Source organism: Streptomyces sp. HUAS 31, assembly GCF_028198125.1.
Lineage (GTDB): Bacteria > Actinomycetota > Actinomycetes > Streptomycetales > Streptomycetaceae > Streptomyces > Streptomyces chartreusis.
Window position 1 is genome coordinate 4026986 of record NZ_CP116353.1, and the last position, 24355, is coordinate 4051340.

A 24355-nucleotide genomic window follows, 5' to 3' on the forward strand; every position below is an offset into this window, starting at 1 on the left:
TCGCCGTGCAGCCGATTCAAAAGTCTGAGTTAACGCGGGTAACACCCCAGGTCAGACACGGTTGTGCATCGGAAGCGCATACCGACCACTCAGTTTGCAGAAACCCTCGCGCTCAGCCGGTACTCCACAGTAACCTGCGTGGCTCGCCCGCCCCCCACCTCCCTGCGGTCCGCCGCTGGACCCGAGCCACGCAAGGAGCACCGGGATGTCATCCCCGTACGACCCGCACAACCGGCACAACCAGTACGACCCGTACAACTCACGTGAACCGCACGATCCCTACGACAGGTTCCGGCCACCTCCGCCCGCATCCACATCACCGCCCCCGTCGTACGCCACCTACCCCTGGCAACCGCCCGTCCCACCGGAACCACCGGCACCCCCGAGGCACCTGACCTCCGACCGCCCGCCCCTCGGGCACCACAGCGACCTGCGGATCCTGCGCGGCGCCTACCGCTGGCAGCGGCGCGTGGCGACGCTGACCGCGCTCGGGTACTTCACGCTGTTTCTGATCCTGTCCGCGTTCGCGCCCGGGTTCATGACGGGCACGGTCGCCGACGGACTGCCCGCGGGCCTGCTGCTCGCGCTGCTGCAACTGCCGGTCACCTGGCTGGCGATAGCCCTGTACGAGCACACCGCCCGGAACTACGTCGACCCGATCGCGGACCGTATCCGCAAGGAGGCCGCGGTGGACGCCAAGCGTGAGGCGGAGCGGAGGTCCGGACGATGACCGTCTTCAGCGGAAACGCGCAGGCGATGTCGCTGGTGGCGTTCTGCGTCGTGGTCACCATCACGCTGCTGCTGTGCGTGATGACCGGCCCGGACCGGGACGACCTCGACGAGTTCTACACGGGCTACAGCTCCCTGTCCCCCATGCGCAACGGCCTGGCGATCGGCGGCGACTACATCAGCGCGGCGACCGTGCTCGGCACGACCGGCGTGGTCGCGCTGTGCGGCTACGACGGGATCGTGCTGGCGCTGAGTACCGCCCTGTCGTTGATGCTGCTGATGTTCCTGCTGGCCGAACCCCTGCGCAACGCGGGCCGGTTCACCATGGGCGACGCGCTGGCCCGCCGGATGCCGGGGCGGGGCGTGCGGATCGCGGCGTGCGGGGTGACGCTGGCCGCGCTGCTGCCGCTGATGCTGGTGCAGCTGGCGGGGACCGGGCAACTGCTGGCGTTCATCCTCGGGTTCTCCAGCGACTCCCTGAAGACCGGGTGCGTCATCGGGCTCGGCGTGCTGATGATCAGCTACGCGGCCATCGGCGGGATGAAGGGCACGGCGCTCATCCAGATCCTGAAGTTGGTAATGCTGCTCGGATCGGGCGCCGTCGTCGCCGTACTGGTGCTGCAACGGTTCGACTGGGATCCGGGAGCGCTGTTCAACGCCGCCGCCGAGCAGAGCGGAGTGGGCCCGGCCTTCCTTCAGTCGGGGCTCCAGTTCGCGGGCAGCCCGTACCCCCGTCTCGACATGATCAGCTCCCAGCTCGCGGTGGTTCTCGGCGGCGGGGTCCTGCCGCACATCACGATGCGTATGTACACGGCGACCAGCGCGCGGCAGGTGCGCAGGTCCATGTCCTGGGCGGTGTCGAGCGTGGCTCTGTTCGTGCTGGTGATCACGGTCGTCGGCTTCGGCGCGACGGCACTGATCGGGCGCGAGGTCATCGCCGGGGCGGACCCGCAGGGCAACACGGCCTATCTGCTGGGTTCCAGGGCCGCGTTCGGCGCCGAGGTCTCCACCGCGGAGAGCCTGCTGTTCACGGCGGTCACCACGGCCATCTTCCTCACCGTGCTCGCCTCGGTCGCCGGCATGATCCTCGCCTGCGCGAACTCCCTCGCCCACGACCTGTTCGCCACCCGGATGCGGGAACTGTCCGGGCACCGCGAGATGGCGCTGGCGCGGTGGGCGGCGGTGGGGGTCGGCATCCCGGCGATCGTGCTGGCGACGCTGGTCCAGCACCGCAGCCTGCAACCGCTGGTGACCCTGTCCTTCACCCTGGGCGCTTCGGCCATCGCGCCGGCCCTCGTCTACAGCCTGTTCTGGCGCCGGTACACCCGGGCGGGCCTGATGTGGACCCTGATCGGCGGCTCGGCGGTCGTCCTGGCGCTGATGCCGTGGACCAACCTGGTCTCCGGATCACCGGCGTCGGCCTTCCCCGAGGCCGACTTCAACTGGTTCCCGTTCACGACGCCCGGACTGGTGTCCGTACCTGCCGGATTCCTCTTCGGCTGGCTCGGCACGGTCAAGTCGGGGCGGCGCGAGTCCGAGAAGCAGCGACAGCAGTACGAGGCTGTGGAGGGGTGGATTCTGGCGGGGGCGGTACGCAGGGGGAACTGAGCCGGGGCACGCGGGCCGCCCGGGTCACTCCTGGGCGGCCTGGCCGGTGAGGGCCGTCAGGCTGTTGCGCATCTGGCCGATGTGGGTGCGCACGTCGTCCCACACCTCGCCGTGCTCGCGCAGCACCTGCTCGGTCTCCCGGGCGATCTCCTCCGCCTGCTGCCGGGCCTGCGCGACGAGTTCCGTGGCGCGGTCCTGGGCCTCTTCCTGCACCTTGCGGGCGGAGGCGTCCGCCTCGGCGCGCAGTTCCTTGGCCTCGGCCAGCGCCACCTCGGCCCGGGTCCCCCGGTCCGCCTCCGCGGCCTTCTGGGCGGCCTTCCTCTCCTCGGCCTCCTGCGCGAACACGGTCCAGCGCTCGTCGTGGTCCTTGGACTGCTCGGTGAGCATGCGGGTGGTGCGGTGTCGCAGTTCGCGCAGCGCGAGGAGCTCCAGTCCGCGCTCCTCGCGCACCATGCGCCGGGCGGCGACCCGGATCTCGTCCGCCTCGGCGCGCGCCGCGAGCATGCGCTCCTCGGTGTACGCGTCGGCCTCCGCGGTCAGGGCGTCGGCGTGCGTCCGGGCCGTGTCCCGCAGCCCGCTCGCCCACTCCTTCGCCTTGCCCACCAGGCTCTCCGCCTCCTGCCGCGCGCTCTCCCGCACGGCCTCGGCCTCCTTCTGCACCAGCTCGAAGATCCGCCGCGCCTGGTCACCGAGCGCCTCGTACGTCTGCGGGCCGAGCTGCGCCACCTCCTCCCGCAGCCGCTCCGCCTCCGCCTCCATCTCCTTGGCCAGCACGGTGAGGCGGGCGGCCCGTTCCCAGGCGGCGTCACGGTCGCGGAAGAGGGCGTCGACATAGGCGTCGACCTGTTCGGGACGGTAGCCACGCCCCTTGACGACCACGAAGTCGTGGAGCGAGCACGGTTCGCTGCTCATCCTGAGAACCCCTCTCCGCCGAGCGAATTCGAAAAATGATGATTTAGCGCACATCTTGAGGTATCGGGCGGAGACGGTCATAACGCGACACTCCGGGCGCGGGGCGGGCACACGGAGATCGGTGGACGGGCATGCGAAAGGGCCGGACCCGGTCGTATCGCCGGGGTCCGGCCCTTTCACCGCCTCGCTCGGCCGCCGTCACCGGCGGCCGAGCGAGGTCGTCACAAACAGTCGGGTGGCGTCACAGCAGGCCGTCCCACATCTGCTCCAGCAGCACCGACCACCAGCTCTCCGGCGAGCCGAGCGCCGCCGGGTCGAGGGCGGCGAGCTGGGCCTGGAAGTCGACGGTCCAGCGGCCCGCCTGCTCCTGGTTCAGGCCGAAGCGCAGACGCCACATCCGGCCGAGCAGCGCCAGGCAGCGCTGGAACTCGGGCAGGCCGGTGTTCACGAACTGCGGCGGTACGGGCGCACCGCCCGGCCCCGCCTCCACCGGCACGGCGACGATGTTCGCCGTCCCGTACTGGACACAGATGGCCTTGCCGAAGTCGCTGCCCATGACGAGGTACGACCCGGCGTCCGACGCCGGCTGCACCCCGCGCTCCTGCGCCAGCTCCGCCAGCGTCGGAACGGGCCGCCCCGGCTGGGCCTGCGCCCAGAAGAACGGGCCCATGTCCATCGGCAGCCCGCCGACGACCAGGCTGTGCGCCACGACCGGCGGCACGCCCTGCCGGGACACGGCGGCCTGCTCGAACCGGAAGAGTCCCGGACCGAACGCCCCCGCCAGCTCCTGCGCCACGCCCTCCGGCGGAATCGGCGGCGCCGCCTGCACCTGCGGCAGCGGGGCGCGTACCGGCGCCGGCCGGGCGGGCCCGTCGGCGACCTGGTGCAACTCGCCCTGGTGGGCCAGGAGTTGCTGCATGCCCTGCTGTCGGCTCGCGTGATCGGTGCCGTAGGGCGCGATGGACGTGATGCGCGCCTGCGGCCACTGCTCCCGGATCATCCGCGCGCAGTACGCGCCCGGCAGCTCGCACGACTCCAGCTCGGTGTGCAGCTCCAGGACCTGGTCCGGCGGCACGTTCATGCCACGCAGCTCATGGAAGATCTGCCACTCCGGGTGCGGAGTGCCCGGCGCCGAACGCCGGATCAGCTGCTGCTCCGACCCGTCCTGCGCGCGGTAGCGGAGCACGGCCTGGTAGCCGGGACCGACGGTCGGCTGACCGACGGGCTGCGGCGGATACCCGTACGAGGGCTGGCCGGGAGCCGGGTGTCCGGGGCCGGGCTGACCGGGGCCGAGGGGCTGGCCGAGTCCGGGCTGACCGGGACCGGGCTGACCGGGCGGCGGCGCGAAGGCCCCCGGCGGCATGGGGGGCTGTGCGGCGCCGGGCATGCCAGGGGCACCAGGCATACCGGGAGCACCGGGAGCACCGGGAGCACCGGGAGGTGGCATTCCAGGTCCGGCCGGGGGCATGCCGTGGGCACCCGGTGGCATGCCGGGAGCGCCAGGGGCCTGCGGCGGCGGAGGCACGCCGGGGCCACCGACCGCCGGTCCGGCCAATACGGTCTCCGCGTGGTGAACGGCACCCGCCGCACCACCCGAGGAGCCGGGAGCACCGGGCGGCTGGGGAGCACCGGGACCGGCGGAGCCGGGCGCACCAGGAACGCCAGGGGCGCCGGGCGGCTGCGGAGCACCGGGCATGCCGGGGGCGCCGGGTGTACCCGGGGCGTTCGGGATGCCGGGCGGGTTCGGGGGGCCGGGCGGGTTGGGCGCACCGGGGCCCTGCGGGTTCTGAGCACCCGGGCCCTGCGGAGCACCCGGCGCGCCGGGAGGCTGCGGCGCCCCCGGAGGCTGCGGCACCCCGCCCATCAAGCTCGGGTCGGCGAGCACCGTGGCGGCATGGTGCACCCCGCCGGGGGGCGTACCGCCGGGCGTACCGGGCGGGTTGGGGGCACCCGGAGGCTGCGGCGCACCGGGCATGCCGGGCGCACCCGGAGCACCGGGCGGCTGCGGAAGGCCGGGCGGGTTCGGCGGACCGGGCGGGTTCGGCGCACCGGGACCCTGCGGAGCCCCGGGACCGGCGACGTCGTCCGGCCCGTCGGGCCCGAGCGAGGACACAAGCTGCGTAGGCACGTAAGCGCCCCCCGACGAACCAGGAGCACCCGGCGCACCCGGCGCCGACGGCGGCGCGGGCGGACCGCCCGCCGACGCGCCCGGCATCCCAGGTGCACCCGGCGGCGGAGGCGGCGTCGCCCCACCGCGCGCCCGCGGAGGCGCCGCCTTGCTCGTGGCGGCGTCGGCGATGTCCGCGGCGTTCGGCCCGGACGGCTGCCCCGGCGCCCCGGGAGCACCTGGAGCGTGCGGCACACCGGCGGCACCGGCGGGCGCACCCGACGGAGGCGGCGTACCGGGCCCACCGGCACCCTGCGGATACCCGTACGACGGCGCACCCGGCGGAGGCGGCGGAGTCGCACCCGCCGACGGAGGCGGCGTACTGCTCGGCCCGCCCGCACCTTGCGGATAGCCGTACGACGGCGCACCGGGCGGCGGGGGCGGAGTGCTGCCCGTTCCGCCGCCACCCTGCGGATAGCCGTACGAAGGCGGAGGCGGCGGCGCACTCGGCCCGCCCGCGCCCTGCGGATACCCGTACGACGGAGCACCCGGCGGAGGCGTCGCGCCAGGCCCACCGGGTCCGCCCTGTCCGCCCTGTCCGCCCTGTCCGCCAGGCGCGTTCCCGTCGCCGAGCGCCGGTGAGACCGCCGTGGACGGAAGCTGGCTGCCGCCCGACATCAACGCCGTCTGGGCGTCGGACTGCGCGGTGTCGTCACCGCTCAGCGGCGGCGCGAACACCGTCTCGGGCAGCGGCACGGAACGGTCCTCGCCGGGACCGGGGTTGGTGTCCGTCCCGGCCCAGGGGGTCGCCCCGTCGGGCACCCCGCCCGAGCCCGGACCACTCCCGGCCGGCGGCCCGGCCAACGTCTCGGCAAGCCCCCCGGCCGCACCGCCGGCGGACCCACCGCCGACGGACCCACCACCGGCGGACCCACCACCGACAGACCCACCACCGGCGGAAGCACCACCAGCCGACGCGGCACCGCCACCACCGGCGCTACCACCGGCGCTACCACCGGTACCGGCACCACCGCTCCCCGCCAGCGCCCCGCCCCGGCCGCCGTGCGTCCCGATCCGGTCCGCCGCCTCCTGCAACCACTCCGGCGGAGTCAGCAGGAACGACGTCTGGTTCAGGTCCACCCGGGCCGGAGGCGCCGCCACAGGTTCGGGGACCGCGTCGGCGCGGCCGTACTCCTCCTCGTAGCGGCGGATCACCTCGCCCACCGGCAGCGCGGGCCACAGCGTGGCCTCCCCGCTGTCCCGGGCGATCACCAGCCGCTGGGCACCGCCGTCCGAACGCGGCCCGTCGGCGCGGTCCTCGGCCCACACCACGAACCCGAGCTCGAACTCCCGCACCCGCACCTCACGATGCTGGTACGACGGCAGGTCGCCGTTGATCCACTCCTCGGCGCGCTCCTGCGCCTGCGCGAACGTCACCATCGCGAAGCTCACTCCCCCACAGCCGCGGCCGCGACGGGCACCGCGCGCGCGAACCCACCGTCCACCATCAGATTCGCCACCGTCTCCAACTCCGGCGGAGAACCGGCCAGCCGGGACAGAAACGCGTCGAAGTCCTCACCGCACGGCATCAGCAGCCGCTCCACCCGCTCCGCCGGCGGCCACGTGGGATCCACGTCCCGGGCGTCGTCGAAGGCGCAGAACCACACCGAGCCGATCCGATCGCCCTTCACCTTCACGGCCAGCAGCCCGCCCTGCACGAACCCGACGCCCAGGTAGTCCTTGGTCAGGTGGTCGCGCAGGCACTTGTTGACGTAGACGAGGTCGTTGACCGCTGCCTCGTCCCGCACCGTGAACAGCGGCTGGTCGATCAGCAGGCCCAACTCCGCGTCCAGCGCGGTTCCGACGGGCGCACACCCGCCCGCGGCCTTCAGGAACGAGCGGTACGCGCCGGGCAGCCGGTAGCCGAGGTCCTCCTCAACACCCAGCGCCTGCGCCTCCGTCACCGCCACACCCGACTTCGGCAGCCGGAAGTGCGCCGGGCGGGTCTCCTGCAACGGGCGCGTGCCACGCTTGTCGTGGTCCACCGCCGAGGTCGCTATGCCGCCGTGATGCCGCAGCAGTGCCTTGACCTCGACCGGAACCAGCTCCAGCCGCCGGGTGCCCACAGCGTGGTGCCACGTCCAGCCGTGCGGCGTCGCCACCGCGGGCACCGTGTCCCACAACTCGTGCCCCGTGGCCGCCAGCGCCGCGTTCGCCGACACGTAGTCCGTCAACCGCAACTCGTCGACGCCGAACCCCTCCGGCGGCTCCGCGATCTCCGCCGCCGCACGCGCGTACGGCGAGAAGTCGGGGTAACCACGGTCGTCGACCCGTACCCCTCTCGGGTGACGGGACGCCCGTACCGGATCCGGGAAATGCACGACCTGCCCGGCGTAGGCCGCGTTCGGCGGCGCGGCTTGTCCCCCAGCCTGGCGGCCGGGAGGTGCCCCCAGCCCGAGCCGACCTGTCGTCATGGCGGTTGCCCCCTGCGGCGTTCTGATGCGCGCCACCACGACCACTCTCGGTCACAACGGCACGTATCGACTGTCTCGTCTGCGTCCACGCGTCACCGCATGGAAAGCGGTGCCGACAGCCTATGCGGTACGACGATCCGGGTCACCGGCGCCGGTCACGACCCCCTCCGCTTCCGTGACCAGCCGTCACCCTGCCGTGACAGCCTGCCCAAACCCGGGCGTGTCGCGTCGCCCCAGCTTCCGCACCCGCCACGGCATTTGGCACTCTGTGACGTCCGAGAGCATGCCCGCGGGATGCTCGGGAGGGGATGATGATCATGAACGCGACGCAGACAGGGCCGCACGCCGCGAGGTCCGGCGACCCCCGCATCGGCTGGAGCGCCACCGAAACCGCGCACGCGCCCGCCCTCCACCACCGCCGCGACGGCATACTCCCCACCGTCGCCGCCGCCCTCTCCGTCCGCGGCGCGACGCTCACCGGCACCGCCGCCCGCGGCGACCAGCGCCCCGAGCTGCACCACCTCGTGCAGGACTTCCTGGACACCCTGACCAGCGGGGAGCGCGACCGCTTCACCGGCCGGTGCGCCGAGACCATCCTCATCTCGCGCCACATCGCCGCCGCCGACGCCACCCGCAGCAAACGCGCCGCGCGCAAACCCATGACCAACGGCGAAGCCCGCAAAGCCCTCAAGCAGGCCAAGCTCACCGCCCGCCGCATCCGCGAGGACGGCGACCCCCTGCACGGCAGCTTCGCCTCACCGTGCCGCGCCTGCACCGCCCTGAGCGCCCACTTCGGCGTCCGTATCGTCGACCCGGCAGCGGCGGACGGCTGACCCCGGCCACCCACCACACCCGCACCCACCACAGGACGACCGCACTCCGCCCGAAGGACCGGTTCCACCCGCACGACCGCACTCCGCCGGGCGGCCGAAGGCCGCCATGACACCGGCGCACTCGACGAACGAAGGGCAGATGCACACCGACCGCACCTCCAGCACCCGTTTCCCCGTCCCCGTCGACGCCGCCCTGCGTGCGGCCGGCTGGCAGCCCGGACGCTGGGACATCAAGCAGGCCGAAGTCTGGGCGGACACCCTGCGCGAGCACACCTCACCCGCCGGTCATCGCCATGCCGTCTTCCCCGCCGCGGTCGAGGCGTGGGCAGAATTCGGCGGCCTGCACATCGCACCGACCGGCCCCGGCCGCCAGGTCGCCCCGGCCCATCTGCACTTCGACCCCCTGCACGGCCTCCACATGGCCCGCACGCTCGGCGACCTCGGCCGCGCCCTGGACACCGAGGTCTGCCCCCTCGGTACCGAGTCCGACACCGAGGCGCTGCTCGCGATCGATGCCGAGGGCCGTATCTACGCCCTCGACCACACCGGCGACTGGTACCTCGGCCCCGACATCGACCAGGCCCTCGCCGGCCTCGTCGCGGGGATAGAACCGGTACGGCTCACAGCAGGCTGAGCGAGACCAGTGGGCCGAGCGAGACCAGTAGGCCGAGCGAGACCAGTAGGCCGAGCGAGACCAGTAGGCCGAGCGAGACCAGTAGGCCGAGCGAGAGAAGAAGGCCGAGCGAGAGAAGAAGGCCCCGAACGCCCATGCGGCCCGGGGCGGCCGGCGGAGGCTAGGCCGCCGGAATCACCGCCGACACCCTGAAGCCCCCGGCATCCGTCGGCCCGGACACGAACACCCCGCCCAGCGCGACGACCCGCTCCTTCATCCCCACCAGGCCGTTGCCACCCGACGGCAGCCGCGCGGACGACGCCGACGCCGGCTCCGGCGGCGGGCCGTTCTCCACCTGCATCGCGATCTCCGACATCCGGTGCGCGAGCCGCACCTGCGTCTTCGCACCCGCCGCGTGCTTGTGGACGTTCGTCAGCGCTTCCTGCACCACCCGGTACGCCGTCTGCTCGATCCTCGGCGCGTACTCCCGCGTCTCGCCCTCGACGGACAGCTCCACGACCATCCCCGCGGCCTCCGACTGCCCGATCAGCTCCTCCAGCTCCGACAGGCAGGGCCCCTCCGCGGTGCCCTCGTCGCCGCCGGTCAGCTCCCGGTCGGCCGCGGCGGCCGCCGCGGCTCCCACCGCGGCGAGCGGCACGACGGCACCCCGCGCCCGGTCCGCCGTGGCGGCCCCGCTGCGCAGCACGCCGAGCATCTCGCGCAGTTCGGTCAGGGCCTGGCGGCCCATGTCCCCGACCAGCGCGGCGTTCTTCACCGCCTTTTCGGGGTCCTTGCGGGCGACCGCCTGGAGGGCGGCGGCATGGACCACCATCAGGCTCACCCGGTGCGCGACGACGTCGTGCATCTCCCGGGCGATCCGGGTCCGCTCCTCGCCCCGCGCCCACTCGGCACGCTCCTCGGCACGCTCGGCCAGCAGCTGGAGCTCCCGTTCGAGGCTGTCCGCCCGCTCCCGAAGGCTCTCCATGAGCCGACGCCGCGCGCCGACGTACAGGCCGAGTAGTAGAGGAGGCGCGGTCACGCCGAGAGCGGTGGTCACCGACGCGAACGGAACCACCCAGTCCCCGAAGGTCAGCTCGCCCCGGGCGACGCCCTGGCGGACCCACACGAACGTCACGATCAGCGTGCCGACGAACGACATCCCGGCCAGCGAGGCGATGATCCGCCGTGGCAGCTCGGAGGCGGCGAGGGTGTACAGCCCGACGATGCCGAGCAGGAACCCCATCTGGGCGGGCAGCACCGCGATCGACACGAGCACCACCGCGATGGGCCAGCGGCGGCGCAGCACCAGAACGGCACCGGCCAGCACCCCGAAGACGACACCCGCGGCCTCGGGTATCCCGGCGTCCCGGGCGAACCGAATCCCCTCGACGCCACACTCCAGCGCGGACACGACGGCCAGACTCACGTCCAGCACCGCACTGCGCATCCTGTCCCACCACCAAAGCCCCGCCCCCGGTGGCGGGTCCCCGGCGCGGTCTTCCCCCGTCGTGGTCATGCCTCCAGCCTACGGGCCGACCGACCCGCCTTTCCGGCGAGTTTCGCGGACCGGTCCACACCACTCCCGACAGGCGGTTACGCGGACATCGGCGACCTGAACGCCATCCGCTTCCCGAACCGGGAGCGCCGAGTTGTACCGTCGCACGGAGGGCGTCCGGTGCGGCATAGTAGGAGGCGCCGCCAGGCAGCCGGACCGAATGTCCGGCTTAACCGCGTTCAATCCCCCGTGGTGTAATTGGCAGCACTGTGGCTTTTGGTGCCATCTGTCCGGGTTCGAGTCCTGGCGGGGGAGCAAATACTCAAGGTCGGGCCCGACTGCTGACAGCGCAGTCAGGGCCCGCTCTCATATCCACCACGAAACGCCCCGGTATCCTGCGGATGTCACCCCACCCCCGCCACATCCGAAGGGCAAACCGTGAGCGCCATTCGCCCGGCAGCCGTCGTCGTTCTCGCAGCGGGTGAGGGCACCCGTATGAAGTCGGCCACACCGAAGGTCCTGCACGAGATCTGCGGACGCAGCCTCGTGGGACATGTGCTCGCCGCCGCGCGCGAGTTGGACCCCGAGAATCTCGTCGTCGTGGTCGGCCACGCCCGTGAGCAGGTCGTCGCGCACCTCGGCGAGATCGACCCCGGCGTGCGCACCGCCGTGCAGGCCGAGCAGAACGGCACCGGTCACGCCGTCCGGATGGCCCTGGAGGAGCTCGGCGGCGGGGTCGACGGGACCGTCGTCGTCGTGTGCGGCGACACCCCGCTGCTGACCGGCGAGACCCTGACCGCGCTCGCCGCCACCCACTCCGGCGACGGAAACGCCGTGACCGTGCTGACCGCCGAGGTCCCGGACGCGACGGGCTACGGGCGCATCGTGCGGGACGGCGCCTCCGGTGCCGTGACCGCGATCGTGGAGCACAAGGACGCGACCGAGTCGCAGCGGGCGATCCGGGAGATCAACTCGGGTGTGTTCGCGTTCGACGGGCAGCTGCTCGCGGACGCGCTGGGCAAGGTCCGCACCGACAACAGCCAGGGCGAGGAGTACCTCACCGACGTGCTCGGCATCCTGCGCGAGGCCGGCCATCGGGTGGGCGCCTCCGTGGCCGCCGATCATCGTGAGATCGCCGGGATCAACAACCGGGTGCAGCTCTCCGAGGCCCGCCGGATCCTCAACGACCGGCTGCTGACCGCCGCGATGCTCTCCGGCGTCACAGTGATCGACCCCGCCACGACCTGGGTCGACGTGACCGTCACCTTCGAGCAGGACGTGACCGTCCAGCCGGGTACGCAGCTGCAGGGCGACACGCACCTCGGCGAGGGCGCGGACGTCGGCCCCAACACCCGGCTGAAGGACACCCGGGTCGGCGCCGGGGCGCGGGTGGACAACACCGTGTCCAACGGTGCCGTCGTGGGGGCGCACGCGAGCGTGGGGCCGTACGCCTATCTGCGGCCGGGAACCCGGCTCGGCGCCAAGGGCAAGATCGGTACGTACGTCGAGACGAAGAACGCCTCGATCGGCGAGGGGACCAAGATCCCGCACCTGTCCTACGTCGGTGACGCGACGATCGGCGAGATGACGAACATCGGTGCCGCTAGCGTCTTCGTGAACTACGACGGAAAGGACAAACACCACACCACGGTCGGCTCGCACTGCCGTACCGGTTCGGACAACATGTTTGTGGCTCCCGTCACGATCGGGGACGGTGCGTACACCGCCGCCGGGTCCGTGATCACGAAGGACGTGCCGCCCGGTTCGCTGGCCGTGGCCCGTGGTCAGCAACGGAATATCGAGGGTTGGGTGGCCCGCAAGCGTCCGGGCAGCGCTGCCGCGAAGGCGGCGGAGACGGCGTCTCGGCAGGTCGAGGGCGAGGACTGACCGGAAACGGGTGCGCCAAACACGGCGTACCGTGATAAGTGCACACCCAGTTGAGACACCTCTGAGGAGACAGCTGTGACCGGGAACAAGACGACCGGCGAGAAGAAGTTGATGTTCTTCTCCGGCCGCGCCCACCCCGAGCTTGCCGAGGAGGTCGCCCAGCAGCTGGGGGTCGGGGTCGTTCCGACGAAGTCCTTCGACTTCGCCAACGGCGAGATCTACGTCCGCTACCAGGAGTCGGCGCGCGGCGCGGACTGCTTCGTGATCCAGAGTCACACGGCTCCGATCAACCAGTGGATCATGGAGCAGCTGATCATGATCGACGCCCTGAAGCGTGCGTCGGCCCGCTCCATCACGGTCATCGTGCCGTTCTACGGTTACGCCCGTCAGGACAAGAAGCACCGTGGGCGTGAACCCATCTCGGCGCGTCTGATCGCGGACCTGATGAAGACGGCCGGTGCGGACCGCATCCTGACCGTCGACCTGCACACCGACCAGATCCAGGGCTTCTTCGACGGGCCCGTGGACCACCTCTTCGCGCTTCCGCTCCTCGCGGACTACGTGGGCCGGAAGGTCGACCGGGACAAGCTGACGGTCGTCTCTCCGGACGCCGGCCGGGTCCGGGTCGCCGACCGCTGGTGCGACCGCCTGGGCGCCCCGCTCGCCATCGTGCACAAGCGGCGCGACAAGGACGTGGCGAACCAGGTGACCGTCCACGAGGTCGTGGGTGAGGTCAAGGGCCGGGTGTGCGTCCTGGTCGACGACATGATCGACACCGGTGGCACCATCTGCGCCGCCGCGGACGCCCTGTTCGCGCACGGCGCCGAGGACGTCATCGTGACGGCGACGCACGGTGTGCTCTCCGGCCCCGCCGCGGACCGGCTGAAGAACTCCCGCGTGGGCGAGTTCGTGTTCACCAACACCCTGCCGACGCCGGGCGAGCTGAGCCGCGACCTGGACAAGCTGACCGTGCTGTCGATCGCGCCGACGATCGCGAGCGCGGTGCGCGAGGTGTTCGAGGACGGCTCGGTGACGAGCCTCTTCGACGAGCAGTAGAGATCGCGCGGCAGACCGTGCCGCAGTGATCCTTTTGGGAACGGCCTCCCTGTCCGAGTAGACTGCTTCAGTTGCTCGGCGAGGGAGGCCGTTTCCCGTTCAGGGATCCGGCGATCCGTTATCGACGCGCTCTTCGTAGCAGGCCGTTCGTGGCCGGGTGACCACGTCCGCCACTGTTTTCTACGAGGAGTGATCATGTCCGAGGTCAAGATCTCCGCCGAGACCCGTAACGAGTTCGGCAAGGGCGCCGCCCGTCGCATCCGTCGTGACTCGAAGGTCCCCGGTGTCCTTTACGGCCACGGCTCGGACCCGCTGCACCTGACCCTGCCGGGCCACGACCTGCTGCTCGCGCTGCGTACGCCGAACGTCCTGATCGCCCTGGACATCGACGGCAAGACCAACGAGCTGGCGATCCCGAAGTCCGTCCAGCGTGACCCGATCAAGGGCTTCCTGGAGCACGTCGACCTGCTGCTGGTCAAGCGCGGCGAGAAGGTCACGGTCGAGGTCCCGGTGCACGCCGAGGGCGAGCTGGCCGCCGGCGGCAACCTGCTGGAGCACGTCCTGAACGCGCTGCCGGTCGAGGCCGAGGCCACGCACATCCCCGAGTCCTTCACCGTGTCCGTCGAGGGCCTGGAGGCCGGCTCCTCCGTCCTCGCCAAGGACATCAAGCTGCCCAAGGGCACCACGCTGGCCGTCGAGGAGGACACGGTCGTCCTCCAGGTCCTGGCCGCCCAGGCCGAGGAGGCCCCCGAGGGCGAAGAGGCCGAGGGCGAGGAAGTCGCCGAGGCCTGATCCCCGGCTCCGGCAGAGGCGTGATCCACGGCTCTGCCATCGCTTCGTCAGCCGCTGTTCCCGCCGGGGGCAGCGGCTGGTGCGTATGACTCGGGAAAGCACAGCGAGGAGACATGGACGTGACGACCGATCCGAGCGCGCCGTGGCTGGTTGCCGGCCTCGGTAACCCGGGAGCCGAGTACGCGATGAACCGGCACAACGTCGGCTTCATGGTGGCGGACCTCCTCGCCGAGCGGATCGGGGGGAAGTTCAAGCGGGCCGGCAAGGCGCAGGCGCAGGTCGTCGAGGGGCGGATCGGACCGCCCGGACCGCTGAACCGGCGCGTGATCCTGGTGAAGCCGATGTCGTTCATGAACCTGTCCGGCGGGCCGCTGAACGCCTTGCGGGACTTCTACAAGGTGCCGCTGGGCAACATCGTCGCCGTTCATGACGAGTTGGACATCGACTACGGCACGCTGCGGCTGAAGCTCGGTGGCGGGGACAACGGGCACAACGGCCTCAAGTCGATGACGAAGGTGATGGGTCCGGACTATCACCGGGTGCGGTTCGGGATCGGGCGGCCTCCGGGCCGTATGCAGGTCGCGGACTTCGTGCTGAAGGACTTCGGCTCGGCGGAACGCAAGGAGCTGGACTACTTCGTGGACCGTGCGGCGGACGCGGTGGAGTGTCTGGTGATCGAAGGGCTGGAGCGGGCGCAAAGCACGTACAACTCCTGACTTGTCCGCCCGCCCGGCCGGACCCAGGTTGACCGGGTGCAGGGGCATGGCCAAGGATCGCGGCCATGCCTTCTGCCGTTGTCTCCAGTCAGGGCGCTGTCTCGGCGCTGCGGTTCGGACGGCTCGCGGCGATGGGTACGGTCGCGGTGCTGATCCTGATCGCCGGGGTCTGGGCGTCGTGGGGCACCGCTCATCATGTGATGCTCACGAAGGGCCGGGAGAGCGGCACGATCTCGGTGACGCGGTGCGGCCAGGACACGTGCAGCGGGCCGTACACGCCGGTCTCGGCGGGTTCCCGGGCGCGGAAGTCGGTCGTCATCGAGAAGAACGTGGCGGTCCGCAAGGGGCAGACGTACACGGTGGTGATCAAGCCGGGCGGCGACGAGGTCGTGCGGTCGGGGCCGGCCGGTGTGCTCTACGCGTGGGTTCCGCTGGGCGGTGCTCTGCTGCTGGCGTCGGTCGTGGTCGCGGGCGGGTTGCGGCGGACGCGGCTCGCCTGGGTGATGGCGGGGTTGGGAACGGCCTTGCTCACGGCGGCATTTGTGGTGATCTGAGGCACCTTGAGGCTTACGCGGTGCGGCACTTGTGGGAATTCTGTTCGTTCCCTGTTCGTGATTGACCTGAAGTCAGCCCCGGCAGGAAGCTGAGCCGCCCCCTCCACATCTTCCCGTTCCTTCTCGAAGATGGACTACTGCCCCATGCGTACCCTCATCCGCGCCGGTGCCCTGTCCGCCGTCGCCGCGGCGGCGCTGCTGTCCGCTCCTGCCGCCGCGCACGCGACCGCTCCTGGTGACAACGGCACCGTGAAGATCCATGACGCCACCACTGGCGAGGAACTGCGCAAGAACGAGCCGCACGTCTGCGAGTTCTACCTCGACGCCTTCGGCTTCGACTCCGTCCAGCAGGTCTCCTGGCACATCGAGGCCTGGGCCCCGACGGCCGCCGTCAAGGGCGAGACCGTGAAGTCCGGCGCGATCACGCTGGACGGCGAGGGCCACGGCCGCACGGACGACATGACCCTGCCCGACGGCCACTACAAGCTGTTCTGGAACTTCCAGGGCGAGAACGGGTCCGCCAAGCACAAGGTGTTCTGGACGGACTGCGAGGACGAGGAGCCGGGCGGCGGCACGCCGACTCCGTCCGCCTCCGAGCCCGGGTCCGAGACGCCGGGCGAGGAGACCACCGAGCCGGCCCCGAGCCCGTCCACGTCCGCCGGCGAGGCGGCTCCGTCGTCGTCGCCGTCGGCGCAGGGCGACGCCGAGGGCGATCTCGCCGAGACCGGCAACGGTGCCCCGGTGGGCCTGCTGTCGGCGGCCGCGGCGGCGCTCCTTGGCGCGGGCGGCTACCTGGTGTTCCGGCGTCGCAGGGCCTGACGCGCGGAGCCGGTGAACGAACGGTGCCCCCGTGCTCAAAGCGAGCACGGGGGCACCGTCGTGTGCTGTGCGGTCAGCCGGTGTTGCGCAGGCCGGCCGCCACGCCGTTGACCGTGAGGAGCAGGGCGCGGGAGAGCAGCGGGTCGGGCTCGGCGCCGCTCGCGGCCGCTTCGCGCTGCCGCTTGAGCAGGGCGACCTGGAGGTAGGAGATCGGGTCGAGGTAGGCGTCGCGGATGCCGAACGTCTGCTTCAGGACCGGGGTGGCGTCGAGGAGCTCGGCCTCGCCGGTCACCTTCAGCACCTCGCTGACGGTCAGCTCGTGCTCGGCGCGGATGGTGTCGAAGACGTGCTTGAGCTCGTCGGGTACGAGGGTGTCGACGTAGTGCGAGGCGATGCGCAGGTCGGTCTTGGCCAGGGTCATCTCGACGTTGGAGATGAAGTTCCGGAAGAAGTGCCACTGCTCGTGCATCTCGTCGAGCACGGTGTCCAGGCCCGCCTCGCGCAGCGCCTTCAGGCCGGAGCCGACGCCGAACCAGCCGGGGACGATCTGCCGGGACTGGGTCCACCCGAACACCCACGGGATGGCGCGCAGGCCGTCGAGGGAGACGCCCGAGCCGGGGCGGCGGGAGGGCCGCGAGCCGAGGTGCAGGTCGGCGAGCTGGTCCACCGGCGTCGACGCAAGGAAGTACGTCGGCAGGTCCGGGTCCTCGACGAACGAGCGGTACGCGGCGTGGGCGGCGTCGGAGACGACGTCCATCGCCGCGTCCCAGCGGGCCAGCGCCTCGACGGACTGGCGCGGGGCGGTGTGCAGGGCGGACGCCTGGAGGGTGGCCGCGACGGTCAGCTCCAGGTTCTCCCTGGCCAGCGACGGCACGAGGTACTTGTCGGAGATGACCTCGCCCTGCTCGGTGACCTTGATCTCGCCCTCCAGGGTGCCCCAGGGCTGGGCGAGGATCGCGTCGTGCGAGGGGCCGCCGCCACGGCCGACGGTGCCGCCGCGGCCGTGGAAGAGGCGCAGCCGGACGCCGTAGCGGTGAGCGACGTCGCGCAGCCGGCGCTGGGCGCGGTGGATCTCCCACTGGCTGGTGGTGATGCCGCCGAACTTCGAGGAGTCGGAGTAGCCGAGCATGACCTCCTGGACGTCGCCGCGCAGCGCGACCAGGCGCCGGTACGACGGGTCGGAGAGCATGTCCTCCAGGATCGTGTCGGCGGCCTTCAGCTCGTCGGTGGTCTCCAGCAGCGGCACGATGCCGATCTTGGCCCAGCCGGCGTGCAGGTCGATCAGGCCGGCCTCGCGGGCGAGCACGGACGCGGCGAAGACGTCGTCGGCGCCCTGGCACATCGAGATGATGTACGACTCGATGACCTCGGGTCCGAAGACCGTCAGGGCCCGCTTGATCGTCTCGAACACGCCGAGGGTCTTCTCGCCGGCCGCGTCGACCGGCGCCGGGGTGGGCGCGAGGGGCCGGCGGGAGCGCAGCTCCTTGGCGAGCAGCTTGGCGCGGTACTCGCGGGGCATGTCGGCGTAGCGCCAGGACTCCTCGCCGAGACGGTCGAAGAGCTGGCCGAGGGCGTGGTGGTGGGCGTCGGCGTGCTCGCGGACGTCCATGGTGGCGAGCTGGAGGCCGAACGCGGACAGCGTGCGGATGGTGCGGTTCATCCGGCCGTCGGCGAACAGGCCGCCGCGGTGCGCGCGCAGCGAGTTCTGGACCAGCGTCAGGTCCTGGAGCAGCTCGCCGGTGCCGAGGTAGTCGCGGCCGGCCTCGTGCGGGATGTTCCTGGCCAGCCGGGTCTTGGTGTTCTCCAGCTTCTGCCGGATGCAGGTGGCCTTGAGCCGGTAGGGCTCCTCGGCGTTGAGGCGCTTGTAGCGGGGGCTGATCTCGGGGAGGGCGTCGAGGTCGGCCTTGAGGGACTCCAGGAGCTCCTCGGTGGCGCCGGTGTAGCGGATGGAGTTCGACAGGAAGCCGCGCAGCTCGTCGATCATCTCCAGGGCGTCGTTGATGCCGTGCTCGTGCTGGAGGATGAGGACGTCCCAGGTCACCTGGGGGGTGACGTTGGGGTTGCCGTCGCGGTCGCCGCCGATCCAGGTGCCGAAGGTGAGCGGGCGGGTGGCGTCGGGCAGCTTGTAGCCGACGCGCTCCAGCTCCGCGGTCAGGTCCTCGAGGACGTCACCGACGGCGCCGGCGTGCAGCTCGTCGAGGTAGTAGATGGCGTTGCGGGCCTCGTCGGCGGGCTCCGGGCGTACGACACGCAGCTCGTCGGTCTGCCATACGAGGTCGATGTTCTCGGCCAGTCGGGTGTCATGTCGGCGGCGGTCCCCTTCGAGGACCGGGGCCTCCAGGAGCGCGGCGATACGGCGCAGCTTGTTGAGGACCGAGCGGCGGGCGGCCTCGGTGGGATGCGCGGTGAAGACCGGGCGGACGTTGAGGTGCTCGACCGTCTGGCGCAGGTGCTCCGGGTCGGCGTCCTTCAGCCGGTCGGCCGTACGGGCGAGGAGGCCGCCCTCGGCGGCGCGCCGGGCGCGCAGCTCACGGCCACGGTGCACCTGCTCGGTGACATTGGCCAGGTGGAAGTAGGTGGAGAACGCGCGGACCAGCTTGGCCGCGGTGTCCAGCTCGGTGCCCCTCAGCAGCTCGGCGGCTGCTTCGCCGTCCTCGCGGGTGAGACGGCGGACCTTCTCGACGAGTTCGAGCAGCTCAGGGCCCTCCTGGCGGACGAGCGTCTCGCCCAGTAGGTCACCCAGTCGGCGGATGTCGGCACGCAGCTCACTGCCGGTCGTCGGGTTCTGGTCGTCGGCACTGCTCACAGGTGCGGCTCCTTGCAGTGTTGAAGCTCGTCCGGGAGGGAACCCGGTCGCAGGTGCCGCGCGGCGGGTGCCGCATACGGCTCCTGACATCCGGGAAGAAATCAGAGCGGACCGCGCTGTCCGACCGACACCAAGGATAGGTGTCCATGCGGACGCGCAGACTCTCGGGCTCTTGCCGCCGGGCAACGCACTGCCATACTTACGACGCCGTAGGTTACGGAACCGTAGGCACCGTCGTAACGAAACCCGGGAATGGTTCCGGCAACCCCGGCACCTGCCAAAACCCTCGACCCCACAGGGGACGCCCCATGACCACGAGCTCCGATGTGATCGAAGACGCCCCGAAGGCGAACGACGACACCTCGACGACCTCTGCCACGCTCGGCGGCGAGAAGAAGGGGTCGCTCGAACAGTTCGCGCTCCTCCTCTTCATCGTCGTCCCGTTCCTGGCGCTCGGCGCCGCGGTGCCACTGGCCTGGGGCTGGGGGGTGAGCTGGCTGGACCTCGGTCTGCTGGTCTTCTTCTACTTCCTCGCCTGCCACGGCGTAACCATCGGCTACCACCGCTACTTCACCCACGGTTCGTTCAAGGCGAAGCGTCCGCTGCGCATCGCGCTCGCCGTCGCGGGCTCGATGGCGGTGGAGGGCCCGCTGGTCCGCTGGGTCGCGGACCACCGCAAGCACCACAAGTTCTCCGACGCGGAGGGTGACCCGCACTCGCCGTGGCGTTACGGCGAGACCGTCCCGGCTCTGATGAAGGGCCTGTGGTGGGCGCACATCGGCTGGATGTTCGACGAGGAGCGCACCCCGCAGGACAAGTACGCGCCGGATCTGATCAAGGACCGCGCGATCCGCACCATCTCCCGTCAGTTCATCTGGTGGACGGTGCTGTCGCTGGCCCTGCCCGCGATGATCGGCGGTCTGGTGACGATGTCCTGGTGGGGCGCCTTCACCGGCTTCTTCTGGGGCTCCCTCGTCCGGGTGGCCCTGCTGCACCACGTGACGTGGTCGATCAACTCGATCTGCCACGCGGTGGGCAAGCGGCCGTTCAAGTCGCGTGACCGTTCGGGCAACGTGTGGTGGCTGGCGGTCCTGTCGTGCGGCGAGTCCTGGCACAACCTGCACCACGCCGACCCGACGTCCGCGCGGCACGGTGTGGAGCGCGGCCAGATCGACTCCTCGGCGCGGATCATCCGCTGGTGCGAGATGCTCGGCTGGGCCTACGACGTGCGCTGGCCGTCACGCTCGCGTATCGATTCGCGCCGGAACACCGAGGAAGGCGGCTCCCGGCGCCGGAAGGAACCCGTAGAGGCGGCATGATTGACGCCGTGGCGACCGACTCCAGCAGTACCCCCAGCAACGAGAAGCCCCGGCGGGCGCGCCGTACCCGGATGACCGGGGCGGAGCGCCGCCAGCAGCTGCTGGAGATCGGTCGCACCCTGTTCGCCGCGAAGGGCTTCGAGGGCACATCGGTGGAGGAGATCGCCGCGAAGGCGGGCGTCTCCAAGCCGGTGGTGTACGAACACTTCGGCGGCAAGGAGGGTCTGTACGCGGTCGTGGTGGACCGCGAGATGCGCCGGCTCCTTGACATGGTCACCAGCAGCCTGACGGCGGGCCACCCGCGGGAACTGTGCGAGCAGGCCGCCTTCGCCCTCCTGGACTACATCGAGGAGTACACGGACGGCTTCCGCATCCTGGTCCGTGACTCGCCCATCCCCCAGTCGACGGGGTCCTTCGCCTCGCTGATCTCGGACATCGCCACCCAGGTGGAGGACATCCTGGGCCGCGAGTTCAAGAGCCGCGGCTTCGACCCCAAGCTGGCCCCCCTGTACGCGCAGGCCCTGGTCGGCATGGTCGCCCTGACCGGCCAGTGGTGGCTGGACGTGCGCCGCCCGAAGAAGGCGGAGGTGGCGGCCCATCTGGTGAATCTGGCCTGGCACGGGCTCGACGGCCTGGAGGCGAAGCCCCACCTGATAGGGCGCCGCAAGAGCTGACGCCCCGGCCGCCGGTGCCCGTGCCCTCAGTGCCCGGCCGGCGCCCTCAGTGCTTGAAGGTGTCCTTGCCCTTCTCCTTCGCCTGACGCGCGTCGCCCTTCATCTGGTCGGCCTTGCCCTCGGCGGTCATGCGCTCGTTGCCGACGACGCGGCCCACGGCTTCCTTGGCCTTGCCCTTGGCCTGTTCCTTCATGGCCCTGGTCTTCTCTTCCTTCGCCACTCTTCTCACTCCCGCAAGGTTCGACTTCACTGTCCCCCAGCGGGTGACCCTGCGCGGCGTCGCTCAAACAGCGATGAGCGGCTCCAGGAACTCCAGCCGGTTGCCCACCGGGTCCCGCGAGTAGAAGCGCCGGTGTCCCGGGAGGTTCTCGTCCCACTCCACGCGCGCCCCCTGCGCCCGGAGCCGGGCGCCGTACCGCTCGATCCCGGCGACCCGCAGCCCGGGGTGCGCCTTGTCCGCCGGCCGGAAGTCCTTCTCGATGCCGAGGTGCAGCTGCACGCCGCCGGCCTGGAACCAGCAGCCGCCCCGGGCGGCGAGCACCGGTGGCTTGGGGATCTCGGTCATGCCCAGGACGCCCACGTAGTACGTCCGAAGCCGCTCCTCGGAGCCGGGCGGGGCCGCGAGCTGCACATGGTCGAGGGCGGTGATCATCACGCCTCCTTGCGGGCCACGGCGAAGATCCGGCGGAACGGGAACGGGGTGCCGTGCGCCCCGGTGGGATAGGCCTCGCGCAGGGCAGCCCGGTACTCGTCCAGGAACGCCTCCCGCCGCTCGGGGTCGTCGGCGAGCGCGGTGAGGACCGGTCGCAGCCCCGTGCCCTTCACCCAGTCCAGCACCGGGTCCTCGCCGGTCAGGAGATGGACGTACGTCGTCTCCCACACGTCCGCCGCGCAGCCCAGGTCGGCCAGCCGGGCCAGGTAGTCGCTCGGGTCGAGCACGGCGTCGTCGTGGCGCAGGACGTCGGCGAGGCCGTGGCGGGGGGCGAGGTCGCGCATCAGGCGGTGGCTCGGGGCGGCGAAGTTGCCGGGGACCTGGAAGGCGAAGGTGCCGCCGGGCCGCAGGGCCGTGACCCAGTCCGCGAACCGGTCCGCGTGCCCCGGCACCCACTGGAGCGTGGCGTTGCTGACGATCAGGTCGTGCGGCTCCCCGGTCGTCCAGGTACGTACGTCGGCCGGGGCGAAGTCGAGGCGGCCGCCGCCGGCCGTCGGGCCCTCGTGCTCGACGTGGGCCTTGTCGAGCATCTCGGCGGAGTTGTCGTAGCCGGTGATGTGCGCGGTGGGCCAGCGTTCGGCGAGCAGGGCGGTGACATTGCCGGGGCCGCAGCCGAGGTCGGCGATGCGGGGGCGCTCGGCGGGAAGGTCGGGGACGCGGGCCAGCAGGTCGACGAAGGGGCGGGCGCGGTGGCCGGCGTGACGCAGGTACTGGGCCGGGTCCCAGGTGGGGGTGGCGGCAGTGGACATGGGGCCTCCTGTCTCTACTCGCCTTCCAGCCTGCCTCGCCAGATATCTTGACGTCAAGAGACTTCACGTCGACACAACCACTACACTGATCGTCATGGAGGACGAGGTCGATCGGCTGGTCGCAGCGTGGCGCCGGGAGCGCCCTGACCTCGACGTGGAACCGCTCGAGGTGCTCAGCCGGGTCAGCAGACTGGCCCGGCATCTGGACCGGGCACGCCGGCTGGCCTTCTCCGAGCACAGCCTGGAGCCCTGGGAGTTCGACGTGCTGACCGCGCTGAGGCGCGCGGGAACGCCGTATCAGCTCTCGCCGGGGCAGTTGCTGACGCAGACCCTGGTCACCTCGGGCACGATGACGAACCGCATCGACCGCCTGGCCAAGAAGGGCCTGGTGGAGCGCCTGCCCGACCCCAGCGACCGACGTGGCGTCCTCGTCCGCCTCACGGACGAGGGACGCGACCGTGCCGACCAGGCACTTGCCGGGCTGCTGGACCAGGAACGGGCGATCCTTGCGGAGCTCTCACGGGCACAGCGGGGTGAACTGGCCGGGTTGCTGCGCCAGTTGACGGCACCGTTCGACAACATCCCGGGCTAGGCGCTCCGCGGGACGCCGCGGCAGGACGTCGTGCAGGTGCGGCGCCGTCGTGGCTGGTCGCGCAGTTCCCCGCGCCCCTTGAGGTGTTGCCGCTCGGCGGAGTCCGTCAGGCGCTGCTGCTTTCCTCCGGGATGATTCGGCCCGTCGGGCCCAGGTCCACCGGGCCCACCCCCGCCCGGCGTGCGAGTGCGACCGCGGCCAGGGTCGAGTGGACGCCCAGTTTGCCGAGCACGTTCTGCATGTGGGTGCGGACGGTGTGCGGGGAGAGATACAGGCGCTCGGCGACGGCCTTGCGCCCCAGGCCCGCCACCATGCACCGCAGTACTTCGCGCTCCCTCGGCGTCAGGGACTCCACCAGCCGCTCGCTCTCGGTGCGGTGCTTGCGGGCGGCGGTCAGTTCCCGCAGTACGCCGGTGAGCAGGGCCGGTGGCAGATGCGTCTCGTCGCGCAGCACCCCTCGGATGACGGTGAGCAGCCGGGACAGCGAGCAGTCCTTGGCCACCCAGCCGGACGCACCGGCCTGGAGCGCGAGCGCGGCCCGGCGCGGGTCGTCCTTCTCGGCGAGGACGACGGTCCGTACCGCCGGCTGTGCGGAGCGGACCCCGGCGACCAGCGAGATGCCGTCCACGAGCCCGTCCTCGCCCACCTCCTGCACGGGCACGGCGGGCCGGACACCGGGCACGTTGCCGCCCAGGTCGGCGTCGACGAGCAGGACATCGAACCGGCGCCCCTCGGCGGCCGCGCGCTCCAGGCTGCGCAGTGCCGCCGGACCGCTGCCCGCGGCGGAGACGTCGACGTCGGGCTCGGCGGCCAGGGCGGCGGCGAGCGACTCGGCGAAGATGCGGTGGTCGTCGACGACCAGAACTCGGATGCGAACCACGAAACCCCCTTCCCCAAGCTCTCGAAGA

Annotated in this window: 22 protein-coding genes and 1 tRNA gene; 14 read left to right on the top strand and 9 right to left on the bottom strand. The window is 71.5% G+C overall.

Annotated features, from left to right (window positions below; genetic code table 11):
* Positions 1-205 precede the first annotated feature (205 nt).
* Positions 206-730, top strand: a complete 525-nt coding sequence (locus tag PGH47_RS17730) for a DUF485 domain-containing protein (protein ID WP_271664238.1) — start codon at positions 206-208, stop codon at positions 728-730.
* Positions 727-2337, top strand: coding sequence for a sodium/solute symporter (locus PGH47_RS17735; RefSeq protein WP_271664239.1), 1611 nt, complete (start codon positions 727-729; stop codon positions 2335-2337). The genes PGH47_RS17730 and PGH47_RS17735 overlap by 4 nt, the downstream gene beginning before the upstream one ends.
* Before the next feature lie 24 nt (positions 2338-2361).
* On the opposite strand, the gene PGH47_RS17740 is transcribed toward PGH47_RS17735, so the two are convergent.
* The 3 genes from PGH47_RS17740 to PGH47_RS17750 all read right to left on the bottom strand — a co-directional run bounded on the left by PGH47_RS17740 (position 2362) and on the right by PGH47_RS17750 (position 7830).
* The gene (locus PGH47_RS17740) at positions 2362-3249 is read right to left on the bottom strand and encodes a cellulose-binding protein (protein WP_271664240.1); all 888 of its coding nucleotides are present in this window, start codon (positions 3247-3249) and stop codon (positions 2362-2364) included.
* 241 nt (positions 3250-3490) lie between these two features.
* The gene (locus tag PGH47_RS17745) at positions 3491-6796 is read right to left on the bottom strand and encodes an SUKH-4 family immunity protein (RefSeq protein WP_271664241.1); all 3306 of its coding nucleotides are present in this window, start codon (positions 6794-6796) and stop codon (positions 3491-3493) included.
* An 8-nt stretch (positions 6797-6804) separates the two neighbouring features.
* Positions 6805-7830, bottom strand: a complete 1026-nt coding sequence (locus tag PGH47_RS17750) for an SMI1/KNR4 family protein (RefSeq protein WP_125527966.1) — start codon at positions 7828-7830, stop codon at positions 6805-6807.
* Between the two features lie 308 nt (positions 7831-8138).
* Here PGH47_RS17750 and PGH47_RS17755 point away from each other — a divergent pair, with 308 nt between their 5' ends.
* Together PGH47_RS17755 and PGH47_RS17760 are read left to right on the top strand one after the other, a co-directional pair.
* Entirely contained in the window at positions 8139-8663 is a 525-nt protein-coding gene (locus PGH47_RS17755) for a YwqJ-related putative deaminase (RefSeq protein ID WP_126901381.1), read from the top strand.
* 139 nt (positions 8664-8802) lie between these two features.
* Positions 8803-9297 carry an SUKH-3 domain-containing protein gene (locus tag PGH47_RS17760; protein WP_271668084.1) on the top strand — a complete coding sequence of 165 codons (495 nt, stop codon included), beginning with the start codon at positions 8803-8805 and terminating at the stop codon, positions 9295-9297.
* Between the two features lie 160 nt (positions 9298-9457).
* Here the strand turns inward: PGH47_RS17760 and PGH47_RS17765 are convergent, their stop codons facing one another.
* Positions 9458-10792, bottom strand: a complete 1335-nt coding sequence (locus tag PGH47_RS17765) for a sensor histidine kinase (RefSeq protein WP_271664242.1) — start codon at positions 10790-10792, stop codon at positions 9458-9460.
* A 222-nt stretch (positions 10793-11014) separates the two neighbouring features.
* Here PGH47_RS17765 and PGH47_RS17770 point away from each other — a divergent pair.
* From PGH47_RS17770 to PGH47_RS17800, 7 genes are all read left to right on the top strand, one after another.
* Positions 11015-11086, top strand: a tRNA-Gln gene (locus PGH47_RS17770).
* 123 nt (positions 11087-11209) lie between these two features.
* Positions 11210-12658: a bifunctional UDP-N-acetylglucosamine diphosphorylase/glucosamine-1-phosphate N-acetyltransferase GlmU gene (gene glmU, locus PGH47_RS17775; RefSeq protein WP_271664243.1), complete on the top strand. Its 1449-nt coding sequence runs from the start codon at positions 11210-11212 to the stop codon at positions 12656-12658.
* Positions 12659-12733: 75 nt separating this feature from the next.
* Positions 12734-13714, top strand: coding sequence for a ribose-phosphate diphosphokinase (locus PGH47_RS17780; protein WP_271664244.1), 981 nt, complete (start codon positions 12734-12736; stop codon positions 13712-13714).
* A gap of 195 nt (positions 13715-13909) precedes the next feature.
* On the top strand, positions 13910-14506 hold the full coding sequence (locus PGH47_RS17785) for a 50S ribosomal protein L25/general stress protein Ctc (RefSeq protein WP_271664245.1): 597 nt from the start codon (positions 13910-13912) through the stop codon (positions 14504-14506).
* Between the two features lie 113 nt (positions 14507-14619).
* Positions 14620-15222, top strand: a complete 603-nt coding sequence (gene pth / locus PGH47_RS17790; RefSeq protein ID WP_271664246.1) for an aminoacyl-tRNA hydrolase — start codon at positions 14620-14622, stop codon at positions 15220-15222.
* 65 nt (positions 15223-15287) lie between these two features.
* Positions 15288-15776 (top strand): hypothetical protein, encoded by a 489-nt coding sequence (locus PGH47_RS17795; RefSeq protein WP_271664247.1) that lies wholly within the window; start codon positions 15288-15290, stop codon positions 15774-15776.
* A 144-nt stretch (positions 15777-15920) separates the two neighbouring features.
* Positions 15921-16595: an LPXTG cell wall anchor domain-containing protein gene (locus PGH47_RS17800; RefSeq protein ID WP_271664248.1), complete on the top strand. Its 675-nt coding sequence runs from the start codon at positions 15921-15923 to the stop codon at positions 16593-16595.
* Between the two features lie 73 nt (positions 16596-16668).
* Here the strand turns inward: PGH47_RS17800 and ppc are convergent, their stop codons facing one another.
* Positions 16669-19401, bottom strand: a complete 2733-nt coding sequence (gene ppc, locus PGH47_RS17805; protein WP_271664249.1) for a phosphoenolpyruvate carboxylase — start codon at positions 19399-19401, stop codon at positions 16669-16671.
* A 308-nt stretch (positions 19402-19709) separates the two neighbouring features.
* Here ppc and PGH47_RS17810 point away from each other — a divergent pair, with 308 nt between their 5' ends.
* Positions 19710-20720, top strand: coding sequence for an acyl-CoA desaturase (locus PGH47_RS17810; RefSeq protein WP_125527957.1), 1011 nt, complete (start codon positions 19710-19712; stop codon positions 20718-20720).
* On the top strand, positions 20717-21394 hold the full coding sequence (locus PGH47_RS17815) for a TetR/AcrR family transcriptional regulator (protein ID WP_030967668.1): 678 nt from the start codon (positions 20717-20719) through the stop codon (positions 21392-21394). Before PGH47_RS17810 ends, PGH47_RS17815 begins: the two co-directional genes overlap by 4 nt.
* 46 nt (positions 21395-21440) lie before the next feature.
* Here PGH47_RS17815 and PGH47_RS17820 read toward each other — a convergent pair whose 3' ends face one another.
* The 3 genes from PGH47_RS17820 to PGH47_RS17830 form a co-directional block, all read right to left on the bottom strand.
* Positions 21441-21614, bottom strand: coding sequence for a CsbD family protein (locus tag PGH47_RS17820; protein ID WP_271664250.1), 174 nt, complete (start codon positions 21612-21614; stop codon positions 21441-21443).
* 63 nt (positions 21615-21677) lie between these two features.
* On the bottom strand, positions 21678-22046 hold the full coding sequence (locus PGH47_RS17825; protein WP_271664251.1) for a VOC family protein: 369 nt from the start codon (positions 22044-22046) through the stop codon (positions 21678-21680).
* On the bottom strand, positions 22046-22855 hold the full coding sequence (locus PGH47_RS17830) for a trans-aconitate 2-methyltransferase (RefSeq protein ID WP_271664252.1): 810 nt from the start codon (positions 22853-22855) through the stop codon (positions 22046-22048). Before PGH47_RS17830 ends, PGH47_RS17825 begins: the two co-directional genes overlap by 1 nt.
* A 94-nt stretch (positions 22856-22949) precedes the next feature.
* Here PGH47_RS17830 and tamR point away from each other — a divergent pair, with 94 nt between their 5' ends.
* Positions 22950-23447, top strand: coding sequence for a MarR family transcriptional regulator TamR (gene tamR / locus PGH47_RS17835; RefSeq protein ID WP_059196100.1), 498 nt, complete (start codon positions 22950-22952; stop codon positions 23445-23447).
* A 106-nt stretch (positions 23448-23553) separates the two neighbouring features.
* On the opposite strand, the gene PGH47_RS17840 is transcribed toward tamR, so the two are convergent.
* Positions 23554-24327 (bottom strand): LuxR C-terminal-related transcriptional regulator, encoded by a 774-nt coding sequence (locus PGH47_RS17840; protein WP_107905831.1) that lies wholly within the window; start codon positions 24325-24327, stop codon positions 23554-23556.
* Positions 24328-24355: the final 28 nt, after the last annotated feature.